At 73.6% G+C, this 13218-nt stretch carries 8 protein-coding genes and 1 pseudogene; 1 reads left to right on the forward strand and 8 read right to left on the reverse strand.

Annotation, left to right across the window (positions count from 1 at the left end):
• The 8 genes and pseudogenes from AB0E83_RS26215 to AB0E83_RS26250 all read right to left on the reverse strand — a co-directional run.
• Positions 1-1063, reverse strand: a pseudogene (locus AB0E83_RS26215) (hypothetical protein); the annotation flags it as partial.
• 105 nt (positions 1064-1168) lie between these two features.
• A complete protein-coding gene (topA, locus tag AB0E83_RS26220; RefSeq protein WP_362116670.1) occupies positions 1169-3988 on the reverse strand; it encodes a type I DNA topoisomerase in 2820 nt (939 codons plus the stop codon).
• Positions 3989-4277: 289 nt separating this feature from the next.
• Positions 4278-4475 carry a hypothetical protein gene (locus AB0E83_RS26225; protein WP_362116673.1) on the reverse strand — a complete coding sequence of 66 codons (198 nt, stop codon included), beginning with the start codon at positions 4473-4475 and terminating at the stop codon, positions 4278-4280.
• A 151-nt stretch (positions 4476-4626) separates the two neighbouring features.
• Positions 4627-6180 carry a methyltransferase gene (locus AB0E83_RS26230; RefSeq protein WP_362116676.1) on the reverse strand — a complete coding sequence of 518 codons (1554 nt, stop codon included), beginning with the start codon at positions 6178-6180 and terminating at the stop codon, positions 4627-4629.
• A gap of 96 nt (positions 6181-6276) precedes the next feature.
• Positions 6277-6930, reverse strand: coding sequence for a small secreted protein (locus AB0E83_RS26235; protein WP_362116678.1), 654 nt, complete (start codon positions 6928-6930; stop codon positions 6277-6279).
• A gap of 161 nt (positions 6931-7091) precedes the next feature.
• Complete coding sequence (locus AB0E83_RS26240) at positions 7092-9416, reverse strand: sodium-translocating pyrophosphatase (RefSeq protein WP_362116681.1); 2325 nt, start codon at positions 9414-9416, stop codon at positions 7092-7094.
• 233 nt (positions 9417-9649) lie between these two features.
• Positions 9650-10114 (reverse strand): ATP-binding protein, encoded by a 465-nt coding sequence (locus AB0E83_RS26245; RefSeq protein ID WP_362116684.1) that lies wholly within the window; start codon positions 10112-10114, stop codon positions 9650-9652.
• A gap of 15 nt (positions 10115-10129) precedes the next feature.
• Entirely contained in the window at positions 10130-10483 is a 354-nt protein-coding gene (locus AB0E83_RS26250; protein ID WP_030749286.1) for an STAS domain-containing protein, read from the reverse strand.
• A 79-nt stretch (positions 10484-10562) separates the two neighbouring features.
• Here AB0E83_RS26250 and AB0E83_RS26255 point away from each other — a divergent pair, with 79 nt between their 5' ends.
• Complete coding sequence (locus AB0E83_RS26255) at positions 10563-13205, forward strand: DEAD/DEAH box helicase (protein ID WP_362116687.1); 2643 nt, start codon at positions 10563-10565, stop codon at positions 13203-13205.
• Positions 13206-13218: the final 13 nt, after the last annotated feature.

Here is a 13218-nt window from a genome sequence, read left to right on the forward strand (position 1 = left end):
GTTTCTGGGTGTTTGTTTGTGTTCTTCCCTCTTGTGATCTCCCTATCCCGCCCCGCCGCGGGGGGCGGGGGCGGCCCCGGCCGCGCGGGCGCCGGGGGGGGCGGGGCCGGCGCGCGCCGCCCGCGCCGATGGCGCCGGCGACGGTGGCGCAGGCCAGGACGAGCAGCGGTACGGCTCCGGTGCGGCCCTTGTCGGCGCCGGGGCGGCGCAGCCCCTCCAGCGGCGAGCGGGGGCGCGGGGTCCGGCCGCCGGGCAGGGTCATCGCGGCGAGGACGCTGACGGAGGCGGCGAAGAGGCCGGCGGCGACGTACGAGCCGAGGGCGGCCTGGTGGAGCGTGAACCAGTCGATGCCGGAGCCCAGCAGGTTGCCGATCAGGGTGGCGCCGAGCAGGACGGCGGCGGCGGCCGGGACGGCGAGGAAGGCGGTGCGCTGGGTGAGGGTGCGCAGGGCGCCGAGGTGGTCGGGGAGCGGCCGGATCGCGTCGCCCTCGACGGGCGCGGCGGGCAGCAGGGCGGGCGCGGCGCCGTCGCGGCAGACCGTCCACAGGCGCTCGGCGGCACCGGTGAGGAAGACGGTGCCGAGGAGGAACCACAGGGCGCTGCCGGGGGTCCAGTCGATCCACAGGGGCGCGATGACGAGCAGCGCGATCCGCAGCCCGTCGGCGCCGATCATGGTCCACCGCCGGTCGAGGGCCGCGCCGGGCGCGGTGAGACCGGTGAGCGGGCCGAGCAGGACGGCGCCGAAGAGGACGGTGGCGAGCAGCCGGGTGCCGACGACGGCGGCCACGGCGAAGGCGAGGCCCCGCGCTCCTCCGCCCAGCGCGTCCTGGGCCGCCCCCGCCTGGAGGGCGAGGAGGACGAGGACGAGGAGGGCGAGGGCGTCGCCGACCCCGCCGAGGGCCTGGGCGCTCCACAGCCGGCGCAGCGGCTGGTGGCGGACGAGGGCCCGTACGGCGCGCTCCCGGGAGTCCGCGACGAGGGCCGCGTCGGAGACGGGGGCGGCGCCGGGGGCGGGTGCGGCTTCGGAGTCGCCCAGAAGCTCTGGCTGCTCTGCTCGCGTCATCCGTCCACCCTATCCGGACGGCCTCGCCCGCCGGGGCCTCGGCCGAACAAACGTGGGAAGGGCGGGAGCCCCGCTCCCGCCCTTCCCGTCGCCGTGCGGCGCGGACTACTCCGGCTTCGCCGCGGCGGTCTTCTTCGCCGCGGCGGTCGTCTTCTTGGCGGCCGTCGTGGTCTTCTTGGCCGCCGTCTTCTTGGCCGCGGTGGTCTTCTTGGCGGCCGTCTTCTTGGCGGCGGTCTTCTTCGCCGGGGCCTTCTTGGCGGTCTTCTTCGCCGGTCCCTTGGCGCGCTTCTCGGCGAGCAGCTCGTAGCCGCGCTCCGGCGTGATCGTCTCGACGCTGTCGCCGGTGCGCAGGGTCGCGTTGGTCTCGCCGTCCGTCACGTACGGGCCGAAGCGGCCGTCCTTGACGACCACGGGCTTCTCGCTGACGGGGTCGGTGCCGAGTTCCTTCAGCGGCGGCTTGGCGGCGGCCCGCCCGCGCTGCTTGGGCTGGGCGTAGATCGCCAGCGCCTCTTCCAGGGTGATGGTGAAGAGCTGGTCCTCGCTGGTCAGCGACCGCGAGTCGGTGCCCTTCTTGAGGTACGGGCCGTACCGGCCGTTCTGCGCGGTGATCTCGACGCCCTCGGGGTCGGTGCCGACCACGCGCGGCAGCGACATCAGCCGGAGCGCGTCCTCCAGGGTGACCGTGTCCAGGGTCATCGACTTGAAGAGGGAGGCGGTGCGCGGCTTGACCGCGTTCTTGCCGGTCTTCGGGACGTCGTCGGGCAGGACCTCGGTGACGTACGGGCCGTAGCGGCCGTCCCTGGCGATGATCTGGTGGCCGCTGACGGGGTCGGTGCCGAGCTCGAAGTCGCCGCTGGGCTTGGCGAGCAGCTCCTCGGCGTAGGCGACGGTGAGCTCGTCGGGGGCCAGGTCGGCGGGGACGTCGGCCCGCTGGTGGCCCTCCTGGTCCTTCTCGCCGCGCTCGACGTAGGGGCCGTAGCGGCCGACGCGGAGCACGATGCCGTCGCCGACGGGGAAGGAGGAGATCTCGCGGGCGTCGATGGCGCCGAGGTCGGTGACGAGCTCCTTGAGGCCGCCGAGGTGGTCGCCGTCGCCGTTCCCGGCGTCGGCGGCGGCTCCGGAGCCCTCGCCCTCGCCGAAGTAGAAGCGCTTCAGCCACGGCACGGACTGGGCCTCGCCGCGCGCGATGCGGTCGAGGTCGTCCTCCATCCGGGCGGTGAAGTCGTAGTCGACGAGCCGGCCGAAGTGCTTCTCCAGCAGGTTGACCACGGCGAAGGAGAGGAAGGACGGCACGAGGGCCGTGCCCTTCTTGAAGACGTAGCCGCGGTCGAGGATGGTGCCGATGATCGAGGCGTACGTCGACGGGCGGCCGATCTCGCGCTCCTCCAGCTCCTTGACCAGGCTGGCCTCGGTGTAGCGGGCGGGCGGCTTGGTGGCGTGGCCGTCGGCGGTGATCTCCTCGGCGGCGAGCGCGTCGCCCTCGGCGACCTGCGGCAGGCGCCGCTCGCGGTCGTCGAGCTCCGCGTTCGGGTCGTCGGCGCCCTCCACGTAGGCCTTCATGAAGCCGTGGAAGGTGATCGTCTTGCCGGAGGCCGAGAACTCGGCGTCGCGGCCGTCGGCGGCGGTGCCGCCGATCTTCACGGTGACCGAGTTGCCGGTGGCGTCCTTCATCTGGGAGGCGACGGTCCGCTTCCAGATGAGCTCGTACAGCTTGAACTGGTCGCCGGTCAGACCGGTCTCGGCCGGGGTGCGGAAACGATCACCCGAAGGCCGGATCGCCTCGTGCGCCTCCTGCGCGTTCTTGACCTTGCCCGCGTAGACGCGCGGCTTCTCCGGCAGGTAGTCGGCGCCGTACAGCTGCGTCACCTGGGCGCGGGCCGCGGCGACGGCGGTGTCGGAGAGGACCGTGGAGTCCGTACGCATGTAGGTGATGAAGCCGTTCTCGTACAGCTTCTGCGCCACCTGCATGGTCGCCTTCGCGCCGAAGCCGAGCTTGCGGCTGGCCTCCTGCTGGAGGGTGGTGGTGCGGAAGGGCGCGTACGGGGAGCGGCGGTACGGCTTCGACTCGACCGAGCGGACGGTGAAGCGGGTGTCGGCGAGGGAGGCGGCGAGCGCGCGGGCCTTCTCCTCGTCGAGGTGGAGCACGTTCGCGGTCTTCAGCTGCCCGTCGGCGCCGAAGTCACGGCCCTGCGCGACGCGCCTGCCGTCGACCGTCGCGAGCCGCGCGACCAGCGAGGACGGGTCGCTCGGGTCGCCGGCACGGCCGGTGGAGAAGGTGCCGGTGAGGTCCCAGTACTCGGCGGAGCGGAAGGCGATGCGCTCGCGCTCGCGCTCGACGACGAGCCGGGTGGCGACGGACTGCACGCGGCCGGCGGAGAGGCCGCGCATGACCTTCTTCCACAGGACCGGGGAGACCTCGTAGCCGTACAGCCGGTCGAGGATGCGGCGGGTCTCCTGGGCGTCGACCATCCGCTTGTTCAGCTCGCGCGGGTTGCGCACGGCCTGCTGGATCGCGTCCTTGGTGATCTCGTGGAAGACCATCCGGTGGACGGGGACCTTGGGCTTGAGCACTTCCTGGAGGTGCCACGCGATGGCCTCGCCCTCGCGGTCCTCATCGGTGGCGAGGAAGAGCTCGTCGGACTCGGCGAGCAGCTCCTTGAGCTTCTTGACCTGCGCCTTCTTGTCCGCGTTGACGACGTAGATGGGCTGGAAGTCGTGCTCGACGTCGACGCCGAGGCGGCGCACCTCGCCGGTGTACTTCTCCGGCACCTCGGCGGCGCCGCTGGGGAGGTCACGGATGTGCCCGACGCTCGCCTCGACGACGTAGCCCGGGCCGAGGTAGCCCTTGATCGTCTTCGCCTTGGCAGGCGACTCGACGATGACGAGTCGGCGGCCGCCGTGTGCGGTCTCGCTGGTCGGGGACAACTTCGCTCTTCTCTCCGGTCGACACTCTCCAGGGCCCGTGCGGGCCCGGGCGGGCCAGGGGCTGGCCTGTACGGCGCTGGCGGCGCCACCCCGGCGCCGGTACGACGCTGGGCGCGCACGGCAGCGCCACGGACGGTGACGCTCCCGTCGCTGCGGAGTGTGACGGTACAACCCGCCCCCGTGTCAAACGGCAAAAGCCCGCAACGGCCACTCGAACGGTAACCCGACTCCTGCCCTTCCTGCCGCCCGGACTGCCGGACCGGCGGGGCGGTTCACTGTGGGGCGGGTCTCAGAGGCGGCCGAAGCACCAGAGGCCGAGGGCGAGGAAGAGGGCCCCGGCGAGGCCCGTGAGGGCGGCGGCGGCGCGGGGGGCGACGCCGAGCGCGACGGGCTCGCCCTGCCGGACCCGGACCGTGGTCCACAGCAGCAGCGCGCCCCCGAACAGCGTGAACGCCGCTCCCGCGAAGATCGCCGGCCCGCTCTCCATGCCCGTACCCGCTTCCCGTCCCGGCGCCGTACCCGCGCGGTGTGTGTCTCCCGGAGGGAGGCTGACACCTCCTGGCGTCAGGGACGCGAATTCCGGGTGAACGACGCGGGCCGGGCCGGGCGGTTTCACGAAGATGGCCGGTAGTGCCCCGCTACTCCGGGGCCCGCTCCTCCTCGGGCAGCAGGGACGCCGGGGTGAGGAAGCCCTCCTCGACGAGGAGCCGGATCGCCTGCGGGGTGCGGTCCCGCAGCAGCACCGGGTCCTCGCCCATGAGCTGGGCGATCGCGTCGAGGATCCGGCCGGCGCTGAGGGTGCCGTCGCAGACGCCCGCGAAACCGGCGCCCACGTGGTCGACCCGGGTGGCGCGGCGCACGCCCCGGTTCTGCCGCAGGACGACGTGCTCGGGGTCCTCCGCGCCGGGCAGCCCGACCTGCTCCTGGACCACCTCGGGGGCGAGGGTGAAGCTGTCGGCGAGCAGGGCGGCGTCGTCGTGGGTGCGCAGGTAGTCCTGGCGCTCGAAGTGGGCGCGGACGTACGGGCCGAGCGGCTGCTCCACGGGGTGCGGCCATTCCTCGATCACGATCGACGGCTCGGCCTTCCCGGCGGCCACCGCCGGGTCGCGCCGCAGGGTGATCCAGCCGAAGCCGATCGCCCGGGTCCCGCTCGCCTCGAAGGAGTCCAGCCAGCGGTCGTACGCCGCCCGGTACGCCTCGGGGTCGCCGCGGTGGTCGCCGCTGTCCCGCAGCCACAGCTCGGCGTACTGGGTGACGTCCTGCACCTCGCGCTGGACGATCCAGGCGTCGCAGCCGCGCGGCACCCAGGAGCGGAGCCGCTCCTGCCACTCCTCGCCGTCCACGTGCTGCCAGTTGGCGAGGAACTGGGCGTACCCCCCGTCGTTCAGCCGCTCGCCGGCCTGCTGGACGAGGGTGCGGCACAGGTCGTCGCCGCTCATCCCGCCGTCCCGGTAGGTGAGGCCGGCGCCGGGGGAGATCACGAACGGCGGGTTGGAGACGATCAGGTCGTACGCGGCGCCGTCGACCGGCTCGTACAGCGAGCCCTCCAGGAGCTCGGCCTCGCGCGCCCCGGAGAGGGCGAGCGTCAGCCTCGTGAAGTCCAGCGCCCGCGGGTTGAGGTCGGTGGCGGTGACCCGGGTGGCGTGCCGGGAGGCGTGCAGGGCCTGGATGCCGGAGCCGGTGCCGAGGTCGAGCGCGGTGGCGACCGGGGTGCGGACGGTGATGCCGGCGAGGGTGGTGGAGGCGCCGCCGACGCCGAGGACGACCCCTTCGTCCTTCGTGCCGATGCCGCCGGCGCCGCCGACGGCGCACCCCAGGTCGGAGACGATGAACCAGTCCTCGCCGTCCGGGCCGCCGTACGGCCGGACGTCGACGGTGGCGAGGACGGCGCCGTCCTGCCGGACCACCCAGCCGTCGGCCAGGGCCTCGTCCAGCGGGAGGGCGGCGGCGGCCCTGGCGGGCTCGACCCCCCGCTGGAGCAGGAAGAGCCGGACGAGGGTCTCCAGCGGGGAGTCGCCGCGGGTGGCGCGCAGGGCGGGCACGGTCTCGCTGCGGGCGAGCGCCGCGTAGGCGGGGGCGCCGAGCAGGTCGAGCAGGCCGTCGGCGGTGAAGTCCGCGGCGAGCAGGGCCTCGCGCAGTCGGGCGGCGTGCGTGGGCGCCGGGAGGCTGGTGGTCAGGCTGGTCGTACTCACGGCCCCATTGTGACCGCCGACACCGACAACCCGGCCACCGACAGCCCGACGGCCGGCCACCGGATGCCCGGTGCCGGCCGCGGCCGTGCGGGGAGGCTACGACTCCGAGGAGGCGGAGGCCTTCGCCTTCGGCGAGGCGGTGGCGGAGGGGGTGGCCGTGGCGCCCGCCTTCGGGGAGGCCGAGCCGGACGGCGTCTTCGGCACCGACGGCGTCGGCTTCTGGCAGCCCGGCTGCTTGGCCATGGCCTGGCCCAGCTCGCCGCTCTCCAGGGTGGCCAGCGCGTTCTGGTCCATCTTCTCGATCTTGGTGAGGCCGTCGGCGACGTTCTTCAGGCCCTCGGCGAACTTCTGCTGGTTCGTCGGGTCGAGCGCGTCGACCTGCTTCTTCAGCCCGTCGTAGGCGACGGCGGTCGCGTTGAGCTCCGCGATGACGTCCTTCTGGGTCTTCTCGCCGTTCTCGACCGGCGGGACGCCCGCGGTCTCCACGGCCTTCGCCAGCGCCCGGTCGGCGTCCGCGATGTCCTTGAACGCCTTGGAGTCGGCGGCCTGGATCTCCGCCGGACGGCTGTCGGCCGCGGTCGAGATGATGATCTGGTGGGCGTCGGCCCGCTTCTGGATCTGCGGCTTCGCCTGGTCGCAGAACGACTTGGCCCAGTCGTTCACCTTGTCGCCCTCGTCCTCGCTGCAACCGGACAGCACGAGCACCAGTACCGCACCGCCGGACAGCGCTGCCGCAAGCTTCTTGTTCACCGGATCGGTCCCTTCCAAGACTCTCGGCCCCGGAACATACACGCCGCGCGGGCGACTTCCACCTTTCGTACGAGTGATTCCTCCCGTGTTGAATCCGTTTGACCCAAGCGCCACCCGGCCTCCCGGCGGTCCGCCGACGGGAGAATGAGACGGACGCCACGTCAGGAGACGGCCACCGGGCGCCGTTTCGAGGCGCGGACGGCGAGGGCCACCACGAGCAGCGCCAGGACGGCGATCCCGGCCCGCGCCCAGGGGTTCGCGTCCTCGCCGTGGCCGAAGCGCACCACCGCCGGGGCGATCAGCAGGGCCACCAGGTTCATCACCTTCAGGAGGGGGTTGATCGCCGGGCCCGCGGTGTCCTTGAAGGGGTCGCCGACGGTGTCGCCGATCACCGTCGCCTCGTGCGCCGGGCTGCCCTTGCCGCCGTGGTGGCCGTCCTCGACCAGCTTCTTCGCGTTGTCCCAGGCACCGCCGGAGTTGGCCAGGAAGACCGCCATCAGCGCGCCGGTGCCGATCGCCCCGGCGAGGTAGGCGCCGAGCGGGCCGACGCCGAGCGCGAAGCCGACGGCGATCGGGGCGGTGACGGCGAGCAGTCCGGGCGTGGCGAGTTCGCGGAGCGCGTCCTTGGTGCAGATGTCGACGACCCGCCCGTACTCCGGGGTCTCGCTGCCGTCCATGATCCCGGGGTGCTCGCGGAACTGCCGCCGCACCTCGTACACCACCGAACCGGCCGACCGGGAGACGGCGTTGACGGCCAGTCCGGAGAAGAGGAAGACGACGGAGGCGCCGATGATCAGCCCGACCAGGTTGTTGGGCTGGGAGATGTCCATGGAGAGGGTGATCTCGCCGGCCTTCGCGCCGACCTCGGCGACCGAGGTCGCGATGGCGTCCCGGTACGAGCCGAAGAGCGCGGCGGCGGCGAGGACCGCGGTGGCGATCGCGATGCCCTTGGTGATCGCCTTGGTGGTGTTGCCGACGGCGTCGAGGTCGGTGAGGACCTGCGCGCCCGCGCCCCGGACGTCCCCGGACATCTCGGCGATGCCCTGCGCGTTGTCGGCGACGGGGCCGAAGGTGTCCATGGCGACGATCACGCCGACCGTGGTGAGCAGTCCGGTCCCGGCGAGCGCGACCGCGAAGAGCGCGAGCATGACGGAGGTGCCGCCGAGGAGGAACGCCCCGTAGACGGAGAGGGCGATGAGCAGCGCCGCGTACACGGCGGACTCCAGGCCGATGGCGACGCCGGCGAGGACGACGGTGGCGGGGCCGGTGAGCGCGGAGCGGCCGATGTCCCGGACGGGCCGCCGGCCGGTCTCGGTGAAGTAGCCGGTGAGCCGCTGGATGAGCGCGGCGAGGACGATCCCGATGGCGACGGCGACCAGGGCGAGGACCCGGGGGTCGCCGTCGTGCCCGGTCAGTCCCGGCTCGGTGACGCCGGACAGTCCGGCGTAGGACGAGGGCAGGTGGACGAAGGCGGCGACGGCCACCAGGGCGAGGGAGACGACGGCGGAGACGAAGAAGCCGCGGTCGACGGCGCGCATCCCGCCGCGGTCGGAGCGGCGGGGCACGACGGCGAGGATGCCGATGACGGCGGTGAGGACCCCGATGGCGGGCACGATCAGCGGGAAGACCAGGCCGTGGTCGCCGAAGGCGGCCTTGCCGAGGATGAGGGCGGCGACCAGGGTGACGGCGTACGACTCGAAGAGGTCGGCGGCCATACCCGCGCAGTCGCCGACGTTGTCGCCCACGTTGTCGGCGATGGTGGCGGCGTTGCGCGGGTCGTCCTCCGGGATGCCCTGCTCGACCTTGCCGACCAGGTCGGCGCCGACGTCGGCGGCCTTGGTGAAGATGCCGCCGCCGACCCGCATGAACATGGCGATGAGGGCGGCGCCGAGGCCGAACCCCTCCAGGACCTTGGGCGCGTCGGCGGCGTAGACGAGGACGACGCAGGCGACGCCGAGCAACCCGAGGCCGACCGTGGACATGCCGACGACCCCGCCGGTGCGGAAGGCGATCCGCATGGCCCGCCGGGCGGGGTCGTGCCCCGGCGCGCCGTCGACCGGGCCGGCCTCCCGGGCGGCCGCCGCGACCCGGACGTTCGCCCGGACCGCGAGCCGCATCCCGACGTACCCGGTGACCGCCGAGAACAACGCCCCGACCAGGAAGAACAGCGAGCGTCCGGCCCGCTGCGACCAGGAGTCGGCGGGCAGCGCCAGGAGCAGGAGGAAGACGACGACGGCGAACAGGCCGATGGTGCGCAGCTGGCGGGCGAGGTAGGCGTTGGCGCCCTCCTGCACGGCGGCGGCGATCCGCCGCATCGCGGGGGTGCCCTCGCCGGCCTTGAGCACCTGGCGGCCGAAGAGCCGTGCGGTGACCAGTGCGGCGAGGGCGACACCGGCGACGACGGCGACGATCGTCCGGTTCCCGCTGGTGAGCACCGCCGCGGCGAGGGCGGCGGTGGCCTGGGCCAGTTCCGGTTGCGGGTCCATGGGCACGGATCATAGGCATCCGAAGCGGGACAAACCGGCTCCCGGGGGCGGCACCCCGGCGGAATCCATCGATTGCCCCGGCGAGGGCGGGAAAGCGGAGGGGGGCGGGAAGCGGAGGGAGAGCGGGAAAGCGGAGAGAAGGGGCGGGAGAAGCGAAGAGAGAGGGGGCGGGAAAAGCGAAGAGGCCCTGCCGTGCGGCAGGGCCTCTCGCCCGGTCTCTCGGGAACGCGGGTCTAGGACAGGACGTCCGCGTCCGCCTCCGCCGGCGTGGTGGGCCAGCTCATCCGAATGGTGCCGCCGTCCTCGCCGGCGGTCACCTCGACGTCGTCGACGAGTCCGCGGATCACCGCGAGACCCATCTCGTCCTCGCCGTCGGCGTCGTCGGCGGCCTCCGCCGCGGCCTCGGCGCGCGCGCCGGGGACACCGGCGACGGCCGCCGCGCCCGCACCGGGAACCTCGTCACCGACCTCGATGGAGAACGCCTTCTCCTCCTCGGTCAGCACGACCCGGATGGGCGTGACGACGCCGTTGCTGCGGTGCAGACCGACCGCGCGGGAACACGCCTCGCCGACGGCGAGCCGCACCTCGTCGAGGACCGCCTCGTCCACCCCGGCCCGGCGCGCGACCGCGGCCGCCACCAGGCGGGCGGTGCGGACGTGCTCGGGCTGGGCGCTGAAGCGGAGTTCAACGGTGGCCATGGGATCTCCCCCGGGTCAGTCGACCGCGTTGACGGCCTCGTCGACCGAGGTGTGGATCGGGAAGACCTTGGTGAGGCCCGTGATCCGGAAGATCTTGAGAATGCGCTCCTGGTTGCAGACCAGACGCAGCGAGCCCTCGTGCGCGCGGACGCGCTTCAGGCCGCCGACGAGCACACCGAGGCCGGTGGAGTCGAGGAAGTCCACGCCCTCCATGTCGACGACCAGGTGGTAACTGCCGTCGTTCACCAACTCGACCAACTGCTCGCGCAGCTTGGGCGCGGTATAAACATCAATCTCGCCACCGACCTCGACGACCGTACGGTCGCCGCCAGCTCCGGGCACAGTGCGAGTCGACAGGGACAGGTCCACGGATCCTCCAGCACCTTGCTATCGGGCGTTCGCTCCTCTGATCTCCCGGGCGGAGTCAGAGAACGAATCGCCAGCCGCGATGGCATTCAATCACTTACCAGCAGCCATGCACGACGCCTTGGAAGCATTGTCCGTCACGCCGGTGACACACTCGGTGCCGATGGCCAAGAATCAGCGCACCGCCCGACCCGCCGGGGACAGGGGCGACCGCCCCTCCCCGCACCGGCTCCTGGAACGGCTCGCCTCCGGCGAGAGCCGTGCCGCGCGCATCACTCATATGGAGCACATGCCCGCCCGGGCGGGCCGCCATGCCGTCTGGCCGGACCGCATCCGCTCCGAGGTGGTCGCGGCGGTCCAGGAGGCCGGGATCGAGCACCCCTGGGCCCACCAGGCCGAGGCCGCCGAGCACGCCCTCGACGGCGAGTCCGTGGTGATCGCCACCGGCACCGCCTCGGGCAAGTCGCTCGCCTATCTGGCCCCCGTCCTCTCCACCCTCCTCGACGGCGCGGAGGCCGCGAACGGGCGCGGGACGACCGCCCTCTACCTCGCCCCCACCAAGGCGCTCGCCGCCGACCAGCGCCGTGCCGTCCGGGAGCTCGCCGCCCCGCTCGGCAACCGGATCCGGCCCGCCGTCTACGACGGCGACACCCCGGTCGAGGAACGCGAGTGGGTCCGCCAGTACGCGAACTACGTGCTCACCAACCCCGACATGCTGCACCGGGGCATCCTCCCCGCCCACCCCAGGTGGTCCTCCTTCCTGCGCTCCCTGCGCTACGTCGTCATCGACGAGTGCCACACCTACCGGGGCGTCTTCGGCTCCCACGTCGCCCAGGTCCTGCGCCGGCTGCGCCGGATCTGCGCCCGGTACGGCTCCGAGCCGGTCTTCCTCCTCGCCTCCGCCACCTCCGCCGACCCGGCCCGCGCCGCCGGCCGGCTCACCGGCCTGCCGGTCACCGAGGTCTCCGACGACGCCTCCCCGCGCGGCGAACTGGTCTTCGCCCTGTGGGAGCCGCCCCTCACCGAACTCCACGGCGAGCGCGGCGCGCCGGTCCGCCGCACCGCCACCGCCGAGACCGCCGACCTCCTCACCGACCTCACCCGGCAGGGCGCCCGCACGGTCGCCTTCGTCCGCTCCCGGCGCGGCGCCGAGCTGATCTCGGTGATCGCCCAGGAGCGGCTCGCCGAGACCGATCGCGCCCTCGCCCGGCGGGTCGCCGCCTACCGGGGCGGCTACCTGCCCGAGGAGCGACGCGCCCTGGAGCGGGCCCTGCACTCCGGGGAACTCCTCGGCCTCGCCGCCACCACCGCCCTGGAACTGGGCGTGGACGTCTCCGGCCTCGACGCCGTCCTCATCGCCGGCTACCCCGGCACCCGGGCCTCGCTGTGGCAGCAGGCCGGCCGGGCGGGCCGCTCAGGCGAGGGCGCCCTCGCCGTCCTGGTCGCCCGTGACGACCCGCTGGACACCTTCCTCGTCCACCACCCCGAGGCGATCTTCGACCAGCCGGTCGAGTCGACCGTCCTGGACCCCGACAACCCCTACGTCCTCGCCCCCCACCTGTGCGCCGCCGCCTCCGAACTTCCCCTCACCGAGACGGATCTCGCTCTCTTCGGCCCGGCCGCTCCCGGCCTCATGCCGCAGCTGGAGGGTGCCGGGCTGCTGCGCCGCCGCCCCGGCGGCTGGTACTGGACCCGCCGCGAGCGGGCCGCCGACCTCGCCGACATCCGGGGCGGCGGCGGCAGCCCGGTCCGGATCGTGGAGGAGGGCACCGGCCGGCTCCTCGGCACGGTCGACGAGGCCGCCTCCCACACCGCCGTCCACGAGGGCGCCGTCCACCTCCACCAGGGCCGCACCTACCTGGTCAGGAAGCTGGACCTGGAGGACTCCGTCGCCCTCGTCGAGGAGGCCGTCCCGCCGTACTCGACGACCGCCCGCGACACCACCTCCATCCGCGTCCTGGAGACCGACACCGAGGTCCCGTGGGGCTCGGGCCGCCTCTGCTACGGCTCCGTCGAGGTCACCAACCAGGTCGTCTCCTTCCTGCGCCGCCGGCTGATCACGGGCGAGGTGCTGGGCGAGACCAAGCTCGACCTGCCGCCCCGCACCCTGCGCACCCGGGCCGTGTGGTGGACGGTCACCGAGGACCAGCTCGACGCCGCCCGGATCGACCCGGAGATCCTCGGCGGCGCCCTGCACGCCGCCGAGCACGCCTCCATCGGCATGCTGCCGCTCTTCGCCACCTGCGACCGCTGGGACATCGGCGGCGTCTCCGTCCCGCTCCACCCGGACACCCTGCTGCCGACCGTCTTCGTGTACGACGGGCACCCGGGCGGCGCCGGGTTCGCCGAGCGCGCCTTCCACACCGCCCGGGCCTGGCTCGCCGCCACCCGCGAGGCGATCGCCTCCTGCGAGTGCGAGACCGGCTGCCCCTCCTGCATCCAGTCCCCCAAGTGCGGCAACGGCAACGACCCCCTCCACAAGCGGGGCGCCGTCCGCCTCCTCACGGAACTCCTCCGGGAGGCCCCGCGAGAGGCGGGGACGGAGGCCCCCCGGGAGCCGGAAGGTCCCCAGGGCCCCCGGGAGGAGGGCCCCCGGGAGCCGGAAGGCCCTCAGGCCCTCCGGGAGGCGCGGGCGCCGCGGGAGACGCGGGCGGAGGGTCCGGCGGAGGCGGAGCGGGGAACCGGGGCGGAGAAGCCGACGGCCCCGGGCCCGCCCGCGCCCTGACCTCCGGGGCGAA

The sequence above is a fragment of the Streptomyces sp. NPDC035033 genome (assembly GCF_040636735.1).
Lineage (GTDB): Bacteria > Actinomycetota > Actinomycetes > Streptomycetales > Streptomycetaceae > Streptomyces.

Coding starts and splice junctions, on each gene's coding strand:
- AB0E83_RS26225 (WP_362116673.1), bottom strand. CDS start 4,475: ATGGAGAGCGGGCCGGCGATCTTCGCGGGAGCGGCGTTCACGCTGTTC.
- AB0E83_RS26240 (WP_362116681.1), bottom strand. CDS start 9,416: ATGGACCCGCAACCGGAACTGGCCCAGGCCACCGCCGCCCTCGCCGCG.
- AB0E83_RS26255 (WP_362116687.1), top strand. CDS start 10,563: ATGGCATTCAATCACTTACCAGCAGCCATGCACGACGCCTTGGAAGCA.
- AB0E83_RS26245 (WP_362116684.1), bottom strand. CDS start 10,114: ATGGCCACCGTTGAACTCCGCTTCAGCGCCCAGCCCGAGCACGTCCGC.